Annotated in this window: 19 protein-coding genes and 1 tRNA gene; 8 read left to right on the top strand and 12 right to left on the bottom strand. The window is 62.2% G+C overall.

Annotated elements, in window-relative coordinates; genetic code table 11:
* Positions 1 to 327 precede the first annotated feature (327 nt).
* The 3 genes from istB to ACNHGR_RS15125 all read right to left on the bottom strand — a co-directional run bounded on the left by istB (position 328) and on the right by ACNHGR_RS15125 (position 3,869).
* Positions 328 to 1,095, bottom strand: a complete 768-nt coding sequence (istB, locus tag ACNHGR_RS15135; protein WP_063142326.1) for an IS21-like element ISSsp5 family helper ATPase IstB — start codon at positions 1,093 to 1,095, stop codon at positions 328 to 330.
* Positions 1,092 to 2,585, bottom strand: coding sequence for an IS21 family transposase (istA, locus tag ACNHGR_RS15130; protein ID WP_011950768.1), 1,494 nt, complete (start codon positions 2,583 to 2,585; stop codon positions 1,092 to 1,094). Before istA ends, istB begins: the two co-directional genes overlap by 4 nt.
* Positions 2,586 to 3,098: 513 nt before the next feature.
* Positions 3,099 to 3,869 (bottom strand): hypothetical protein, encoded by a 771-nt coding sequence (locus ACNHGR_RS15125; protein WP_475287137.1) that lies wholly within the window; start codon positions 3,867 to 3,869, stop codon positions 3,099 to 3,101.
* A gap of 204 nt (positions 3,870 to 4,073) precedes the next feature.
* On the opposite strand from ACNHGR_RS15125, the gene ACNHGR_RS15120 reads away from it, so the two are divergent.
* Positions 4,074 to 4,355: a hypothetical protein gene (locus tag ACNHGR_RS15120; protein WP_475287135.1), complete on the top strand. Its 282-nt coding sequence runs from the start codon at positions 4,074 to 4,076 to the stop codon at positions 4,353 to 4,355.
* 1,131 nt (positions 4,356 to 5,486) lie between these two features.
* On the opposite strand, the gene ACNHGR_RS15115 is transcribed toward ACNHGR_RS15120, so the two are convergent.
* Both ACNHGR_RS15115 and ACNHGR_RS15110 read right to left on the bottom strand, forming a co-directional pair.
* Positions 5,487 to 7,253 carry a site-specific integrase gene (locus ACNHGR_RS15115; protein WP_475287133.1) on the bottom strand — a complete coding sequence of 589 codons (1,767 nt, stop codon included), beginning with the start codon at positions 7,251 to 7,253 and terminating at the stop codon, positions 5,487 to 5,489.
* Positions 7,254 to 7,358: 105 nt separating this feature from the next.
* Positions 7,359 to 7,445 (bottom strand) — tRNA-Leu (locus ACNHGR_RS15110).
* Positions 7,446 to 7,626: 181 nt separating this feature from the next.
* Between ACNHGR_RS15110 and ACNHGR_RS15105 the strand changes: the two genes are divergently transcribed.
* From ACNHGR_RS15105 to ACNHGR_RS15095, 3 genes are all read left to right on the top strand, one after another.
* Complete coding sequence (locus ACNHGR_RS15105) at positions 7,627 to 8,391, top strand: alpha/beta fold hydrolase (protein WP_475287131.1); 765 nt, start codon at positions 7,627 to 7,629, stop codon at positions 8,389 to 8,391.
* On the top strand, positions 8,391 to 9,263 hold the full coding sequence (locus tag ACNHGR_RS15100) for a tetratricopeptide repeat protein (RefSeq protein WP_475287129.1): 873 nt from the start codon (positions 8,391 to 8,393) through the stop codon (positions 9,261 to 9,263). The genes ACNHGR_RS15105 and ACNHGR_RS15100 overlap by 1 nt, the downstream gene beginning before the upstream one ends.
* A 225-nt stretch (positions 9,264 to 9,488) precedes the next feature.
* Positions 9,489 to 9,731: a hypothetical protein gene (locus ACNHGR_RS15095; protein ID WP_475287127.1), complete on the top strand. Its 243-nt coding sequence runs from the start codon at positions 9,489 to 9,491 to the stop codon at positions 9,729 to 9,731.
* A gap of 21 nt (positions 9,732 to 9,752) precedes the next feature.
* Here the strand turns inward: ACNHGR_RS15095 and ACNHGR_RS15090 are convergent, their stop codons facing one another.
* On the bottom strand, positions 9,753 to 10,460 hold the full coding sequence (locus ACNHGR_RS15090) for an SIMPL domain-containing protein (protein ID WP_475287126.1): 708 nt from the start codon (positions 10,458 to 10,460) through the stop codon (positions 9,753 to 9,755).
* A 104-nt stretch (positions 10,461 to 10,564) separates the two neighbouring features.
* Here ACNHGR_RS15090 and ACNHGR_RS15085 point away from each other — a divergent pair, with 104 nt between their 5' ends.
* Genes ACNHGR_RS15085 through ACNHGR_RS15075 form a run of 3 tightly spaced genes read left to right on the top strand, consistent with a single transcriptional unit; the run spans position 10,565 to position 12,197 of the window.
* Positions 10,565 to 10,999 (top strand): VOC family protein, encoded by a 435-nt coding sequence (locus ACNHGR_RS15085; protein WP_475287124.1) that lies wholly within the window; start codon positions 10,565 to 10,567, stop codon positions 10,997 to 10,999.
* 5 nt (positions 11,000 to 11,004) lie between these two features.
* Complete coding sequence (gloB, locus tag ACNHGR_RS15080; RefSeq protein WP_475288449.1) at positions 11,005 to 11,727, top strand: hydroxyacylglutathione hydrolase; 723 nt, start codon at positions 11,005 to 11,007, stop codon at positions 11,725 to 11,727.
* Positions 11,728 to 11,780: 53 nt separating this feature from the next.
* The gene (locus tag ACNHGR_RS15075; protein ID WP_475288448.1) at positions 11,781 to 12,197 is read left to right on the top strand and encodes a hypothetical protein; all 417 of its coding nucleotides are present in this window, start codon (positions 11,781 to 11,783) and stop codon (positions 12,195 to 12,197) included.
* Between the two features lie 6 nt (positions 12,198 to 12,203).
* Here the strand turns inward: ACNHGR_RS15075 and ACNHGR_RS15070 are convergent, their stop codons facing one another.
* The 5 genes from ACNHGR_RS15070 to rpmF all read right to left on the bottom strand — a co-directional run bounded on the left by ACNHGR_RS15070 (position 12,204) and on the right by rpmF (position 15,386).
* A complete protein-coding gene (locus ACNHGR_RS15070; RefSeq protein ID WP_475287122.1) occupies positions 12,204 to 12,575 on the bottom strand; it encodes a MerR family transcriptional regulator in 372 nt (123 codons plus the stop codon).
* Positions 12,576 to 12,726: 151 nt separating this feature from the next.
* Positions 12,727 to 13,023, bottom strand: a complete 297-nt coding sequence (gene ihfA / locus ACNHGR_RS15065; RefSeq protein ID WP_056691284.1) for an integration host factor subunit alpha — start codon at positions 13,021 to 13,023, stop codon at positions 12,727 to 12,729.
* A gap of 112 nt (positions 13,024 to 13,135) precedes the next feature.
* The gene (locus tag ACNHGR_RS15060; RefSeq protein WP_184268881.1) at positions 13,136 to 14,116 is read right to left on the bottom strand and encodes a beta-ketoacyl-ACP synthase III; all 981 of its coding nucleotides are present in this window, start codon (positions 14,114 to 14,116) and stop codon (positions 13,136 to 13,138) included.
* A complete protein-coding gene (gene plsX / locus ACNHGR_RS15055) occupies positions 14,113 to 15,138 on the bottom strand; it encodes a phosphate acyltransferase PlsX (protein ID WP_221417085.1) in 1,026 nt (341 codons plus the stop codon). Before plsX ends, ACNHGR_RS15060 begins: the two co-directional genes overlap by 4 nt.
* A gap of 68 nt (positions 15,139 to 15,206) precedes the next feature.
* Complete coding sequence (gene rpmF / locus ACNHGR_RS15050) at positions 15,207 to 15,386, bottom strand: 50S ribosomal protein L32 (protein ID WP_066606737.1); 180 nt, start codon at positions 15,384 to 15,386, stop codon at positions 15,207 to 15,209.
* Between the two features lie 217 nt (positions 15,387 to 15,603).
* Between rpmF and ACNHGR_RS15045 the strand changes: the two genes are divergently transcribed.
* The gene (locus tag ACNHGR_RS15045) at positions 15,604 to 16,035 is read left to right on the top strand and encodes an MAPEG family protein (protein WP_475287119.1); all 432 of its coding nucleotides are present in this window, start codon (positions 15,604 to 15,606) and stop codon (positions 16,033 to 16,035) included.
* A 24-nt stretch (positions 16,036 to 16,059) separates the two neighbouring features.
* Here ACNHGR_RS15045 and ACNHGR_RS15040 read toward each other — a convergent pair whose 3' ends face one another.
* Positions 16,060 to 16,719, bottom strand: coding sequence for an MBL fold metallo-hydrolase (locus tag ACNHGR_RS15040; RefSeq protein ID WP_475287117.1), 660 nt, complete (start codon positions 16,717 to 16,719; stop codon positions 16,060 to 16,062).
* Position 16,720 lies beyond the last annotated feature (1 nt).

Raw genomic sequence — 16,720 nt, 5'->3', positions numbered from 1 at the left:
GCGGCTGCTGCCCTCAATGTCGTAGGGATCGCGGCCATGATCGAACGAGGCGCCGCATAGCCCATAAAGGAGCGTGAGGTGCGCTGCGTTCATATCGACCTCAACGACGGAGTGGCCGTCTAGGCGTATTCGTTCGCTTCGGGCTTCGCCTGGAGGCACGGGGCGGGCGTTCGGGTTCTTTCCGCTTGGGAAATTCTCGTAGCCTGTCAACGGCGGAGCAAAAGTCGGCCATTCGGCGGCGTAAAACCAGGCCATCGTGTTACATGCCGGGGGGAGTGGCGTGAGGGCGTAGCCCGAGGGCCACTCCCCCCGGCATTGGTGTAATTTTCAGGGTCTGGTTTTGGCCTTGCGGGCCCGGCTGTGCGCGAGGCGATAGCTTTCGCCGTTCATCTCGAGGATGCTGACGTGATGGGTCAGGCGATCGAGGAGCGCGCCTGTGAGACGCTCAGATCCGAAGGTTTCGGTCCATTCGTCGAAGGGCAGGTTGCTGGTGATGAAGGTGGAGCCGCGTTCGTAACGCTGGGAGATCAGCTCGAACAACAGTTCGGCGCCGGTCTTGGAGAGCGGCACAAAGCCCAGTTCGTCGATGATGAGCAGCTTGTATCCGGCCATCTGCTTCTGGAAGCGCAGAAGACGGCGCTCGTCGCGGGCCTCCATCATTTCGCTGACCAGCGCTGCCGCGGTGGTGAAGCCCACCGACAGTCCTTTCTGGCATGCTGCCAGTCCGAGCCCCAACGCTACGTGCGTCTTTCCGGTGCCTGATGGCCCCAGAGCGATGGCGTTCTCACGCCGCTCGATCCACTCGCAGCGCGCCATCTCGAGCACCTGCATCTTGTTGAGCCTGGGGATGGCGGCGAAGTCGAAGCTGTCGAGGCTTTTGACGGCGGGGAAGCGCGCGGCCTTGATGCGCCGCTCGACCATGCGACGCTCCCTGTCGATCATTTCCATCTCGACGAGGCGGGCGAGGAAGCGGATATGATCGACGCCTTCAGCGGCACATTGCCGCGAGAGATTGTGATGCTCACGCAGGCACGTAGGCAGCTTGAGCGCCTTGAGATGGTGAGCGAGAAGGATCTCCGGGGCCTGATCGCTCATGCGGCCTCCTGCCGGTCGGAGAGCAGGCTCAGATAGGCTCTGGCAAAGGTCTTCTCGACCGTGGTGCGTGGCAGGAAGGGATAGACGTCCAGGTCCAGCCTGGGCGGTACGCGTTCGATCCGGCACAGGACGAGGTGCTTGACGGCATCGAAGCCGATGGCGCCAAGATCGATGGCCTGTTCGACCGCCGCCTGGAGATCGGCGAGGGTGAACGTTTCCAGCAGGCGCAGTACCTGCACATATTCGCGCCTGCCATGTTTGTGCATGCGCCCTTCCATCAACCGCTGCAGTGTCGTGAACGCTTCGGGCAGGTCCCAGCCCTGCAAAGGCGCAGCCTGGTCGAATGCGTTGATCTTCTGCTCGATCAGCGGGAGATAATGGAGCGGGTCGAAGACAACCTCCTCGCGGGCATAGCAACGAGGATGACGGGCGATGACTTCGCTGCGGCAGCCGATCACCACCTCATCGACATAGGCCCTGATCCAGACCTCCTGATGGCCCCAGGCCACCGGAACCGAATAATCGTTGGTCCTGTAGCGCACCAGGGATTGCGAGGAGACCCGCCCGCCTTTCTGATCGCAGGCCTCGAAGGGTGTAGCGGGCAGAGGCTGCATGGCCGCGAGATCGCGCTGCAGCCGCTCACCGATCGTCTCGCTCTGCCCGCGCACCTTGTCCTGCTGGCGCTTGCGGCATTGCTCCTCCAGCCACAGGTTGAACGCCTCCCAGGTCGGGAACTTCGGGATCGGCACCATGAAGTTGCGCCGGCAATAGCCTACCAGCCCCTCCACATTGCCTTTCTCGTTCCCCTTGCCCGGGCGAGCATAGCGGTCGCGGATCACGTAATGTGACAGGAAAGCGCTGAACAGCGTGGCACGCTGCCGCGTGCCGTCGGGCAGGATCTTCGTCACAAGGCAGCGATCGTTGTCATAGACGATCGAGCGCGGTACCGCGCCGAAAAACGCGAAGGCATGCACGTGTCCGTCCACCCAGGCCTCCGCCACCGCCGCCGGATAGGCCCGCACATAGCAGGCATCACTGTGCGGCAGATCGAGCGCGAAGAAGTAGGCCTTCTGCTCCACCCCGCCGATCTCCACCAGCGCTTCCCCGAAATCGGCCTGCGCATCTCCCGCAGGGTGCGCCAGCGGCACGAACATCTCCCGGCTGCGCTGTTCGCGCTCCCGGATGTAATCCTTGATGATCGTATAGCCGCCGGTGAAACCATGCTCGGTGCGCAAACGGTCGAATACCCGCTTCGCCGTATGGCGTTGCTTGCGCGGGACACTGCGGTCACCCTCAAGCCATCCATCAATGATCGCCACAAACCCGTCCAGCTTCGGGCGCTGCGGTACGGACTGGCGCCGGTAACCCGGCGGCGATGAAAACGACAGCATCTTGCGTACCGTTTCGCGCGACACATTGAAACGCTTCGCCGCCGCCCGTTGGCTCATGCCATCCGCGCAAGCCAGACGGACCTGAAGATAAAGTTCCACGCTGTAGATCCCCACACCTCCCTGACTCGGCAGAAAGGCTTCAAGGTGGACGACTTTTACGCCGCCCGCAGCAGGACTATCCCGCCGCTACCGTGGTCGAATATTGCTCCGCCGTTCTCAACTAATCGCAAAGCCGATCCGACAGCGATCGAGCGGTTAGGCAGAGTGATACACTGGGCGGTGTTTACGTGGGCTGTGGTTCTCTTGTGCTCTACCCCCCTCGCTCTCTATCAGGAACAAACGGAGGCAATGCCGCTCTTTTATCAGTCTTCGCGTTAATTTCAGCGGCGGTAGGGCGTGCCTTTCTATACATCTTGGCCGGCGAGTAGGCGCCACATGGGCGGCTGTTCGTCGCCGTCAGCTTTTCCCGCTCTCTAAAACAGGATGGCCCAACCGGACCTGGAGAGCGCCACGGGCGAAATCTGCACGGGAAACTGCGAAGTTTCTCCATAGATTCAGTAATATTTCGCAACCGCCTGACTAACGAACGCTCACCGCTTCCCTAGCGCTAAATTATGAACCAGGAGGCGTGTCCGGGGCATTTTCTGCTATAATGCCGGCGAATTCTAACAAGCTTGAGCCGTGCTCGATGGCTGTATCTGCTCCACCTGCAACCGCACCAGCCCAAACCACTCCCGCGCCGATCAGTTTTAGCGCGGAACGCGCCTTAACGAGCCATCCTTGGACAACGGGCTCCTTAGCTTCCTTCGTGCTCCATGCGCGAGCAATCTCTGATGCGGTAGCGCCATAAATTCGGGAAAGGCCTTCTATCCCAATCGCATCGAAAGAGGCTACCGCTTGTAGCATATTTCCAACCTGAATTTTCAAAAACCTGCGCAAAGCGGCATCGATATCGATTGAATCAAGGTCCGCTAGCAATTCAGACAGGCTATTTGTGATATTTTCTAGAGTTATAGGATTAACAACGCTTTCCGCAATCCCTTGAGTTACATCAGCAGCCAAAAACATTAGGTCTATTGAGTCTGCATTTCTCTTAACCTGATCTACATTTACGGAACCAAAACTTGCAATGGCTAGAAACGGCTGTAATTTCCCTGCCGCTTTAGTATAGAGAGCCTTTGCTCTGTCGGAAGCAGTAGACAGTTCCAGCTCGAATTCAAATCTCGTAAAAGCCGAACCAAGACCTAATAGCCCTTCAAAATAAGCGGCAGATGCAACTGGCGCTGCAAAAATCGATGACCACGCCTCAGCTAAATTAGAATTGGGCAAAGAGTGAAATTTCTCGAATTGCTTTGCAATCTTCAACGCTGCACTATTGCTCATCGCTATTCTTTCTAGACAATAAATCTACAAAGAGACGTCATACAAACTGAATAGGCGTGAATCAACGACCTCACGCGTATCTGATTACCCCACGTCGTCGCTTTCCTAACGGCGGCAATCAGTCCTTTACCTCTCCCGCACTACAGCATCTTCAGGCCCGAAGAGGTCAGGTCGCGTCTCATGAAACCATCCAAAGGATTTTTAATGAAGAGGACGCTCATCGCTGCCGGTGTTCTGGCAATGCTTTCCACTTCCGGCGCCTATGCCCAGCGGACCGTCAACGTGCGCGGTCACGGCCGCAGCGACGGGGTCTATGTGCCCCCGCATACTCGCACGGCCCCCAATAGCAGCCGGACGGACAATTGGTCCTCGCAGGGCAACGTCAATCCCCGCACTGGCGCTGTCGGCACTGTGGACCCTTACGCTCCGAAGCCTTTCGGCTCCAGCACGACCACGACGCGGACGCGGAGCCCTTGGGGTAACTAAGTGTCGGGAGGGGCCGCCCCGCCCTCCTGTTCGGTGACGAGAGGCGCTCGCGGCGTAACCGCCTGCTACTGATCGAAATAACAGAATTTAGGATACCCGAAGCAGCCTGGGCGTTAGTGTCGCACCCTACTCCAAAAATGGATTCCCATGCCCCACCATAAAGAAAGGACGCCCAAAACTGCTACCCGCACGCTGGGCACCTATATGATCATCGCTTTCATCCTGGCTATGATGCTGGCAGTGCTATGGGTTGTAATGCACGGCTGACCTTGCTGCACCTTTCTCGGCTTCTTCCGTCATAATGCGCCGGATATCGTCCTCCCCTTCGTTGGCCATCGCAATCAAAGCCTCCGCCGTATGCGGGTCTGTCGTTGTTATGGCCAACTGACGGCAGTGAAGGACCCTGCCCCACATTCGGCGTAACAACTCTTTTCTTTCCATGATCGCGTCACCCCATACTGCCTAAATGCGGCTGGACGAATTCCCCTTCGTCCCATTGGTTCCGAAAGGCTGGGAAGTCAGCCTGACCAATGGTTCACCTGGACAGCGGCCATCACTTCACGCATTTCCGTCAGCGGCGAAAAGTGGATCGCACCGCGCCCTGCCGCCGCCCTCCGTTACCTAGAGACCCCAAGCGTCTCTAGGACCAACTGCCGCATTATCTTCCCATGCGGCGACAAAGTGACAACCTTCTCCCGTTCATCCAGCGGGTTATCGTAACGATATAGAAGCTTGAAGCCCTCCTGTCGGGACCTCCTCCGGTCAGACAGGTCCATCAAGTGCCTTGAGGCCGTCGTGGGGCTCGCGCCTAGTATGCTGGCGTATTCGTTGACGACCCGCCCTTCGTCCAGCGCAACGGCCAAATATGTTTGCACGATTTGACTAGGGACGTTGCCGCCCATCATGTCGCGAAGGTGCTTCAGGGCACGATAGAAGCGCTCCAAGGCTTCGCGCTGTGCCGGTGACATAGTGTCCATTGACGTCCCTTTCGGTGGCGTGTGGCCCCGCAGATTGGCTTGCAGCGGCGATCCATGCTGATAGGCTGTAGAGGCTGCGGGCCTGAGTTTGGCCTCCTCCGGTAAGACGGAGGTGTGGGCGCAGGTAACGATCCCAGGGGGCTCCGCAGCACCCTTACGCCACGTTGCCCTTGGTCGGCCGACACCAAGGCTGTACGCCCGACAGGTCCAAGCCCTCATGAGCGAGCTGATCGATATACAGCCCTAGTGACTTCCGGCTCCCATAGTCCTTATTCGCCGTCGCGCCGGAACTGTAGTGGCCCTGAATATACTCGCGGGCGTCCTCTGGGATGCCGCAGGCACGAGCCGCCGACGTCCAGTTGTGGCGAAACTCCCTGGAGGCTCTACGGCCCTTTCCGGGTGGCAAGATGCCTGCTTCTTGGACGGTCTTATTCCACCACTCCGAGAAGCCGACGAACAGGAGGTTCCTGTCGCCCTTCGTGCGTAGAAGAGGAAAGAGCGCGGTTTCTCCCGCCGCTTTGACATAGCGGACATAGGCAATGAAATTCAGGTCAAGGAGAGCCTTCGGGACAGGAAACTCCCTGCGCCCGCCCTTAGTGCCCTTCGACGTCTTCAGGCGGCGTAGTCCCTTATGCGGATGCTCGCCCTCGTCTGTGATCCTTATGAACCAACGGCCCTCGTCTCGGGCCTCCTGGAAAATGTCCTGCACCATGAGCTGAGCAAGTTCTTCCGGCCGCGCACCTGTCCACAGCAATAGCAAGGGGAGCCAATAAGAGGCCTCACCCTTTCCGCGAATGGGGCGCTCTCCGGCCGTGAAGATCGGAAGCGAGAAAATTGCCTGCATTTCGGCAAGGGATAGCTGTTCCGGCTCTTCGGGCTTATCGGCCACAAGGTACTTTCGGGCTTTGAAGGGATTGGGCACGTCCTCCGGGATCATGCCATCTTCCTCCTGCGCCTTGGTCCACAGGGCCGCCAGCCCGCCAAGATGGGTCATGATGGTCTTGTTGGATATCCGCGCCACGCCCGTCACGCCATCGTACATCGCGACAATCTCAGGGAGCGGCAAGTCCCTTTGATTCGCAGGCAGCTTGGCGGGACGCTGGGCCAGGACCTTCAACCAGTCGGACACAGCGGCCTTTGTAATCTTGGCAGGCACCGGGCGGCCGAAATGCTCCCCGAAGAAACGCAGGGCCGTGCGGTTCGCCTGCTTGGTCGCCGCGCCGATGTTGCGGAGGGGATTAGTCAGGATGCCTTCGGCCATGTCGTGGAAACTGACATCCCGTTCCGCACTCGTCTTGTCCCAGCGCGAATAGTCGGGCGGCGGGGGAGGAGGGGGCACGGCGGTCCCGCCCAGTAGCGATCGGGCCTGTGGCTCATATTCCAAAGCGGCGGCGTTGAGCGCCTTGCATAGACGCTGGAAGCCCAGCCAGTCCTTGGGGTCCCTGACGATGCGCTGCGTGGCCAAGAAGCGCTCTGCGGGCCCGGACCACTCTTCCATGATTTCGTCGGTATCGCCTTCCCCGTGCCAGCGATAGAAATCAGGGCCTTTCTCGTCCCAGAAATTTAGAGCCGGGAGCGCGAAATCATCGCCTTTTGCTTCCAACGCCTTCATGTCCATGAGGAGCCAGTCGTACTTGAACACTTCCGCGAGTTTGGCGACGTTGTTCAGTCCCAGCGCATCATAGCTCTGAGTCTGTCGCTTACGAGCAGCAGCAACATTTGCCTCCCATGCGGCATTGGCTTCGCGCCAAATGTCGAGAGCGCCAGCTTGGGCGATGGAGGAGGCCTGAAGGCTCCGCTTCAGTTCGGTAGGGGCTCTGCGCTTCCCGGCCGGGACATCAAGGAACGGAATGAGCTCCGGGGGATAGGCTCGCCTGTAGGAAAGGCGGCCTGTTTTCTTGTCCTTGAGGATGTGAGCCAAGAGCTGCCCCATGACGCGATATGTACCCTTCCTTGTACCGCATTTTCGGACAGAAGGGTCATATTCTCACGGAAATCCAAGGCTTTCAGGGCCTTGGAGAACAAATGGTGCCCAGAAGAGGACTCGAACCTCCACGACCTTGCGATCGCCAGCACCTGAAGCTGGTGCGTCTACCAATTCCGCCATCTGGGCACGGGGTAGGAGTGCGCCTCTAACGGCGGCCTCTTATGCTGTCAACGCATTGTCCGGATTATTTTTATCGCCATCGAAAAAAGTTCATACCGGCCCGTCGCGGGGTACGCCGTGCCGGTCATCGGCTGTTCCCGACGTCTATGGAAGGCTAAGGCAGGGCCTTGTCTGCCACACTATAAGGATGACGATCGTGACCGACGCCCCCGCTTCCCCGCCCGCGCTGTTTGCCCGGCCCGACGGATTGCGCCTTGCCTATCGGCATCAGGCCGGGACAGGGCCGACCATCCTGTTCCTGCCGGGCTATATGTCCGACATGGAAGGCGGCAAGGCCGTGGCGCTGGATCAATGGGCAGCGGAACAGGGCCGGGCGATGCTGCGGCTGGACTATGCCGGGTGTGGCGCCAGCGAAGGGCGGTTCGCGGACGGCACGCTGGCCAGTTGGCGCGACGATGTGCTGCTGCTGCTCGATAAGATGATCGAAGGGCCGGTTGTACTGGTGGGATCATCCATGGGCGGCTGGCTGGCCCTGCTGGTGGCGCTGGCGCGTCCGGACCGGATCGTGGGTCTGGTCGGTATTGCCGCCGCGCCCGACTTTACCGAATGGGGCTTTACCGATGCCGACAAGGCGTTGCTGAAGACCGAGGGGCGGATCGAGGAGCCGACGCCCTATAGCGACCAGCCCTATGTGACGACATTGGGCTTCTGGGAATCGGGACAGGCGCTGCGGTTGCTGGAAGGTGAGATCGGCATCGACTGCCCCGTGCGGTTCTTGCATGGGCAGGCGGATGGGGACGTGCCGTGGGATGTGGCGATCAAGGCGGCCGGGCGCCTGCGTTCATCCGATGTGCAGACGCTGCTGATTAAGGACGGCGACCATCGCCTTTCCCGCGACGGCGACATCGCCCTGCTGATCCATACCGTCGCCACTCTCCTGGATAGCCTCTGATGCCCTTCTTCTTCCTGCCGGTCCTGCTCCAGGCCTATGATCCCGAGATCGAGGCGGTGATGAACCGCAGCCGCAAGGAAAAGCAGGAACAGCGCGCCGCGGCCGCAGCAGCGACGGCTGCCCCGGCCGCTGCGCCAGCGCGGGAGGATGGCAAGGTGCCCGTCCCGGCCAAGTTCGCCGCCCCTTTTCAGGCCTGCCTCGACCAGGCAATCGAATCGCCAGACGCCGGCATCGCCTTTGCCCAGAAATGGCGGATCGACGGCGGCAGCTTCTATGCCCGGCACTGCATGGGCTTTGCCTATGCGCGGGCAGAGCGCTGGACCCCGGCCATCGTCGCCTTCGAACAGGCGGCAGAGGAAGCCGAGCGCAGCGGCGAAATGGTCGAGGCGGCGCGGCTATGGGCGCAGGCGGGCAATGCCGCGATGGCGAGCGGCGACCTGCCCAAGGCGCGGGGCGATTTCGACGCGGCGCTGGCACGTGGCCTGCCCGACGGGCTGGAAAAGGGCGAGGTGCATCTGGATCGGGCACGCGCGCTGGTGGCGCTGAACGATATGGAGGCGGCGCGCGATTCGCTGGACATCGCCCTGACGCAGGCGCCGAAAGACCCGCTCGCCTGGCTGCTGTCGGCGACGCTGGCGCGGCGATCCGGCGACATGCGGCTGGCGCAGGCGCATATCGCGAGGGCCGTGCAATTGTCGCCCGATGATGCCTCGGTCGCGCTGGAGGAAGGCAATATCGCGGTGCTGACCGACCATGAGGACATCGCCCGCGCTGCATGGGGCCGGGCGATGAAGCTGGCCCCGGATGCACCGGCGGGCAAGGCGGCGGCCGACAATCTGTCGCGGCTTCCTGCAGCAAAAGCCGGTGGTTAGGGCATAAACTCTTACATTCGCTCCGTTCGGACTGAGCTTGTCGAAGCCCCATGCTTCTTCTCATGCTGCAAGAAAGCGCCCTTCGACAGGCTCAGGACGAACGAAGTTGGGTGGGGTGAATATGCGCCTTGGCTCCAGTCCGGCCAGCAAGACTTTGTCACGGAACTGCCGCCGCGCCCGACCCGTTCGCCTGACGATGCGGGATGGGATGAAGGAGACAGCGAGATGGACAGTCATTGGAAGAAGGTTTTGGGCATCGGCCTGCTGGTCGTCGCGGCGACGGCCACCACCGCCTGTTCGCGCGGGGCGACGCGCGGCGGACTGATCGGTGGCGCCGGCGGCGCGATCGTTGGGAGTGCCACGGGCCTGGGCACCGCCGAAGGTGCGGTGATCGGCGGGGCCGCCGGCGCGATCATCGGCGACAAGAGCGATTGTTCGCGCCGGGACCGCCGCCGGGGTCGCTGCTGAGGCCGTTGCTGAGGCTCGCGGCTATTTGAGGTAGAAGTCGACGGTCGTGACGACGCGTACCTTCTTGTAGGGCGTGTCGCTCGATCCGTCGCCGCCTTCGCCATCACGCGCATCGATCGAGAAATAGCCCTGGGTCGCGCTCTTGATGCCACCCACGCCGGCGCCTGAATCCTTGGCGAACTGTTCGGCGGCAGCGCGCGCGTCCTTTGTCGCGGCGGCGACCATCTCCGGCTTCACGTCATTCAGCTTGGTGAAGCTGTAGCGCATGCCCGATCCTTCCTGAAGCGTCACGCCGCGACGGACCAGGTCGAATTGCTGCGCCACCGCCTTTTGTGCGCGGGCAATGTCCGTGGTGCGCAGCAGCATGCGCTGGGTGATGGTGATATTGTTGACGCCATTGTTAAGATATTGATTCACGCCCGCGCCGGTCGGGGTCAGGTCGCCCGCCTTGAAGCCAAGGCTGTTGAAATAGGCCTGTAGTTCCTTCGTATTATTATCGATTTCGCCGCGCACGGTGGGCAGGTCGAAGCCGCTGGCCGAATAGCTGATCGACCAGGTGGCGAGATCCGCCGTTACATCCTTTTCGGCGAGGCCCCGCACCGTGACGGACCGGTCCGCCGCCTTGGCCCGTTTCAGCCCGTCGCCCAGCAGATAGCCGCCTGTCATCACGCCCAGCGCCAGCAGCGCCGCGCTGCCCAGCAAAATCTTGTCCCGCATTTCCAAAGCCATTGTTCGCTTTCCTCTTCCGTCCGGTGATGCGCGACCTTATCTTAAGGGCCTATTTATAATCACCGAGATGAACCGTTGCTTTCCAGCGACGAACGGAGACTATCTTGCCCAAATTCCTGCATAGCATGATCCGCGTGACCGACGTCGACAAGACGATCGCCTTTTTCGCCCTGCTGGGCCTGAAAGAGGTCAAGCGCTTCGACAGCGAACAGGGCCGCTTCACGCTGGTCTATCTCGCCGCGCCGGGGGATGAGGATGCGCAGGTCGAACTGACCTATAACTGGCCGCCGACGGATGGCAGCGCGGGTGAAACCTATGATGGCGGGCGCAATTTCGGCCATATCGCCTATCAGGTCGAGAATATCTACGAGACGTGCCAGACGTTGATGGACGCGGGCGTCACCATCAACCGGCCGCCGCGCGACGGGCATATGGCGTTTGTGCGGACGCCCGATAATATCTCGATCGAGCTGTTGCAGGATGGACGTCTGGAGCCGGCCGAACCTTGGGTATCGATGCCCAATATCGGGAGCTGGTAAGCGCCATGCTGGAGGTCGTTCGCATCCCCGTTCTCAACGACAATTATGTCTGGCTGCTGCATGACGCGGCCAGCGGCGAGACGGTGGCGATCGACCCCGCAGTGGCGGACCCGGTGCTGGAGGCCGCCGCCGCGCGTGGCTGGACCATTGGCCAGATCTGGAACACCCATTGGCATGGCGATCATGTCGGCGGCAATGCGGCGATCAGGGCGGCGACAGGCTGCATCATCACCGGCCCGGCGGCGGAGGCGGAGAAGATCGGCACGCTCGACCGGACAGTGGGTGAAGGCGATCAGGTCCGCATCGGCGACCATGTCGCGACGGTGATGGCGGTGCCGGCGCATACGGCGGGTCATGTCGCCTATCATCTGGCCGACGATCATATCCTCTTCGTCGGCGACACATTGTTCGCCATGGGATGCGGCCGGCTGTTCGAAGGGACGGCGGCGCAGATGTTCGCCAATATGGCGCGCTTTGCGGCCCTGCCCGACGACACGACCGTTTACTGCGCGCATGAATATACGCTCTCCAACGGCCGTTTCGCGCTAGGGGTGGAGCCGGACAATGATGCGCTGTCGCAGCGAGTGGTAGCCGTCGAGGAAGCGCGCGCGCGGGGCGAGGCGACGGTGCCGACCAGCATCGGGCTGGAGCGGGCGACCAACATCTTCATGCGCGCGCGCAGCGTGGCGGAACTGGCGGAACGGCGCACGGCAAAAGACGCGGCGTGACGGTTTTTACGCTATGATGGCGTCCTTAAGGCATGACCATGGAGAGAGTCGCGATGGTGGCGTGGATCGGGCGTGCGGGAATGATTGTCGCACCGCTGCTGCTGGCGGGCTGCACCGGCAGCTATGAACCCAGGCCGCTGACCGAAAAGCAGACGGCGAGCCTGGACAAGGCGCTGGCCGGCAAGGTCGCTGGCGAGAAGGTCAGTTGCATCAATCGCGAACCGCAGACCAACCTGACCGTCATCAGCAACAATGTGCTGCTCTATCGGGTCAGCCGAAAGCTGGTGTACAAGAATGAACTGATCGGCAGTTGCAACGGCCTGTCTGCCGGCGACATCATCATCGTCCGCAGCTTCGGATCGCAATTGTGCCGCGGTGATTTTACCACCACCGCCGACCGGATGACCGGCATGACGTCGGGTGCCTGTGCGCTGGGCGACTTCATCCCCTATCGCGCGCCGGCCAGATAAAGGCGTTCAGTCGCCGATCGCCTTGGCGAGGTCCGCGCGGATGGCCAACAGGCGAGCCAGCAGGTCCGCCTGATCCGGCGGTGCGGGGGCCACGACAGTCGAAGCCGCCATGTCGGATGGCGCGAGGGGCGCTGAACCATTGCCGTCCACCAGCGCCTTTTGCGCGCCCTTGACCGTGAACCCCTCGACATTCAGCAGCCGATGGATGCGGCGCGCCAGCGCGACGTCGGCAGGGCGATAGTAACGGCGATTGCCCGATCGTTGCAGCGGGCGCAGCTGGGGAAAGCGCGTTTCCCAATAGCGCAAGATATGCTGGGGAAGACCAAGCTCGCCGGCCAGCTCGCTGATGGTCAGAAATGCACCCTCTGCCTTTTCCATGACAGGGATGTTGCACCCATGAAGGGGCGAAGGTCAACTATGGTAAAGCCATGGTAATATTGAAAAAGCGGCCAATCGCTTATTCGCGCAGGCAAATGACCGCGTCAGGCTGTTGCCACCATCCCATCGCTGGCAACCCTGAAGCGTGTCCTCAGGCGGAGGCGACCCGGTCGCGCATCGTTTGGCTGGCGCGGAAGGTCAGCACCCGGCGTGGTTCGATCGGCACCTCGACGCCGGTCTTGGGATTGCGGCCCATCCGTTCCGTCTTGTCGCGCAGGACGAAGGTGCCGAAGCTGGAAATCTTCACATTTTCCCCGCGCTCCAGCGCCGAAGACATATGTTCGAGGATCGATTCGACCAGCGCAGCCGCCTCGGCCCGCGAAAGGCCCACATGGCGATTCACGCTCTCTGCCAGATCCGCACGCGTCAGCGTTCCGTTGCCGGTCATCGACCATCCCCTCATTCAAGCCCAGCGACCATCCCCCCCGGACGGTCAACAGGAAATGTGATTGATTCGCGGCGCTTTGGCAAGCGGTAGCTATGGTTTACGACCGATAGGACTACAGGCGCAGGACGCAGGCGCCCCAGGTGAAGCCGCCGCCCATTGCTTCCAGCACGATGAGGTCGCCCGCCTTGATCCTGCCATCACGCACCGCGCAGTCCAGCGCGAGCGGCACGGACGCAGCGGAGGTGTTGGCATGGCGATCGACCGTCACCACCACCCGGTCAGGCGACAGCTTCAGCTTGCGTGCGGTCGCATCAAGGATGCGGGCATTGGCCTGATGCGGGACCAGCCAGTCGATATCCGCCGGGGTCAGGCCCGCCAGTTCCATCGCTTCCTTCAGCACGGAGGCGAGATTCACCACTGCATGACGGAACACTTCCTGCCCCTTCATGCGCAGCTTGCCGACGGTCTGGGTCGTGGACGGCCCGCCATCGACATAGAGAAGCTGGTTATGGCGGCCATCGGCATGCAGCTTCGCCGACAGGATGCCGCGTGCGGTTTTCGGATCGCTGTCCGCGCTTTCTTCCGCACCCAGCACCACGGCGCCGGCGCCGTCGCCGAACAGGACGCAGGTGGTGCGGTCTTCCCAGTCGAGGATGCGGCTGAAGGTTTCCGAGCCGATCACCAGCGCACGGTTGGCGGCGCCCGAGCGGATCATGCTGTCCGCCACGGTCATGGCATAAAGGAAGCCGGAGCAGACGGCGGCGACGTCGAAGGCGACGCAATCGTCGATGCCCAGCGCCGCCTGCACCTTGGTCGCGGCGGCGGGGAAGGTCTGGTCGGGCGTGGCCGTCGCCAGGATGATGAGGTCGATATCCTGCGTGGCGATGCCGGCCGCTGCGATCGCCTTCGCGGCGGCATCGGCGGCGAGCGAAGCGGTGGTTTCCCCCTCTCCGGCGATATGGCGGTTGCGGATGCCGGTGCGCTCGACGATCCATTCGTCGCTGGTGTCGACAGTCTGTGCCAGTTCGGCATTGCTGACCGTGCGGACGGGCAGGGCCGAGCCCGTGCCCAGCAAAATGGAACGGCGGATCACTTGACGGGCTGCTCCAGTTTCGATGCGGCGGCGGACAGCGGCTGGATGCCGGCCATGTCGGCCGCGATCCGGCGGGTAATATCTTCTTCCAGCAGGCGGGCGGCGACATGGACGGCGTTCGCCACGCCCTTGTCGTTCGCGCTGCCATGGCTTTTCACCACCACGCCATTGAGGCCGAGGAAGACCGCGCCATTATGATTGTTGGGATCGAGATGATGCTTGAGCAGGTGCATCGCCGGCTTCGAGATCAGGAAACCGATCTTCGAGCGAATCGAACTGGTGAAGGCCTTGCGCAGCACATCCGTGACGAAACGGGCGGTCCCCTCCGCCGTCTTGAGAGCGACATTGCCGGAAAAACCGTCGCACACAATCACGTCGGCGTCTCCGCGGGCGATCTTGTCGCCTTCGGTGAAGCCGTCAAATTGCAGCGGCAGGCTGGTCGCGTTGCGCAGCAAAGCGGCCGCATCGCGAATCTCGTCCGTGCCCTTGAGGTCTTCGGTACCGATGTTGAGCAGGCGCACGCGCGGCCGATCGAGATCGAAGGCGATGCGCGAATAAGCGGCGCCCATGACCGCGAACTGGACGAGGTTGCGGGCGTCGCATTCGGTGTTGGCGCCCAGGTCCAGCATGACGACGTCATTGTCGCCCAGCGTCGGCAGCAGGGCCGCCAGCGCCGGCCGGTCGATGCCCGGCATGGTGCGCAGGGCAAGCTTCGCCATGGCCATGAGCGCGCCGGTATTGCCAGCGGACACGGCAGCACCGGCCTCCCCCGCCTTCACGGCGGCGATGGCCATTGCCATGGAGCTGCTCTTCTTGCGAATCGCGACGCTCGGCTTGTCCGAGCCATCGACGACCGTATCGGCGTGGACGATTTCCGACGCCGCCCGCAGATTCGGGTGCTGGTCGAGCGCCGCCTTGATCCGCACCTCGTCGCCGAACAGGGTGAAGCGCAGACCGTCATGGCGGCGGCGGGCCAGTGCGGCCCCCGCCATCATCACGCGCACGCCTTCGTCCCCGCCCATCGCGTCGATTGCGATTCGCGGTTGGCCTGACACTTTAGAGCACCCCTTTGCGGAGTAGAGAGACGGGCTTACGCCCCGACGGCGACGATTTCGCGGCCGTTATAATGCCCGCAGGCGTCGCACAGATTGTGGGGACGCTTCAGTTCGCCGCAGTTCGAGCATTCCTGGAATGCTTCGACGCGGAGCGAGTCGTGGCTACGGCGCATGCCGCGCTTGGAGGGAGAAGTTTTGCGCTTGGGGACAGCCATGTCGGCACCTTGTTCCGTATATCAATCAAGTTGTACGACCGGCCAGTTCCCATGGAAAAGCTGACGCCAACGGCGCCGCAGACCCATGCGGCCCGGGTGATCGCGAAGCCCTGCGCCTATAGCGCTTTTTGTCAGAGGTGCAAGGCTTTCCTTCCCCGGACTTGCCCCCTTCTCCCGGCAGACTAGGGTATAGGATGTGAAATAGAGGGGATAATCCATGTTGCTGCCGATCACGCTGACCTTTGCCGCCGCCTGCGCGCTGCTGAACATGTGGCTGGCGATTCGCTGCGCCCGATTCCGGATCAAGGACAAGATATTACATGGCGATGCCGGCAACGGCCTGCTGGCCAAGCGGATGCGGGCGCATGCGAACTTCGTGGAATATACGCCGATCGTGCTGATTCTCTTCGCGCTGGTGGAAATGGCGGCGGGCGCATCGCTATGGCTGTGGATCGCCGCGCTGGTCTATGTGGTGGCACGGGTCGCCCATGCGTTCGGCATGGATGCGGACAAGCCTACGGCGCTGCGCGCGGCCGGCGCGCTGCTGACCTGGGGCGTGATGCTGGTGATGGCAGGCGTGGCGCTCAGCATCGCCTATGGCGCGACGCGGGACATGCCTGTCCCGCCGGCGATGGCGGCACGGGGGTAAAGCCCCTCCCCCTTTGGCGGCAAATTATCCCGCCAGCACCGAATCGGCGACGAAGGGGTTAGTGCGCCGTTCGTGGGCGAAGTTGCTCATCTGGCCATGGCCGGGGACGAAAGCGGTTTCCCCGCCCAGCGGCCAGAGCTTGCCGGTGATGGCGTCGATCAGATCCTGATGGTTGCCGCGCGGGAAGTCGGTGCGGCCGATCGAGCCCTGAAACAGCACGTCGCCCACGATTGCGAGTTTGCTGGGCGCGTGATGGAAGACGACATGGCCGGGCGTGTGGCCGGGGCAATGGAGGACGTCCAGCGTCAGATTGCCGACCGTCACCCGGTCGCCGTCATTGAGCCAGCGGTCCGGCTCGAAGCTCTCGCCCGGCAGGCCCCAGCGCTCGCCATCCTGCGGCAGCCGGTCGATCCAGAAGCGGTCATCCTCATGCGGCCCCTCGATCTGGACATTGAGGTCGCGCGCCAGCACGCCGGCCTGGCCGCAATGGTCGATATGGCCATGGGTGACGAGGATCTTCTCGATCGTGACGCCATGTTGCGCCACCGCCTTCTTGAGCACCGGCAGGTCGCCGCCCGGATCGACGAAGGCGCCGCGCATGGTTTCCGTGCACCAGAAGAGCGTGCAATTCTGCTGGAGCGGGGTGACGGGGATCAGGGCGGCTTTGAGCGGCGGCGTGGTCATG

This window comes from Sphingobium sp. RS1, assembly GCF_056156825.1.
This window is presented reverse-complemented; position numbering and strand designations above follow the sequence as displayed.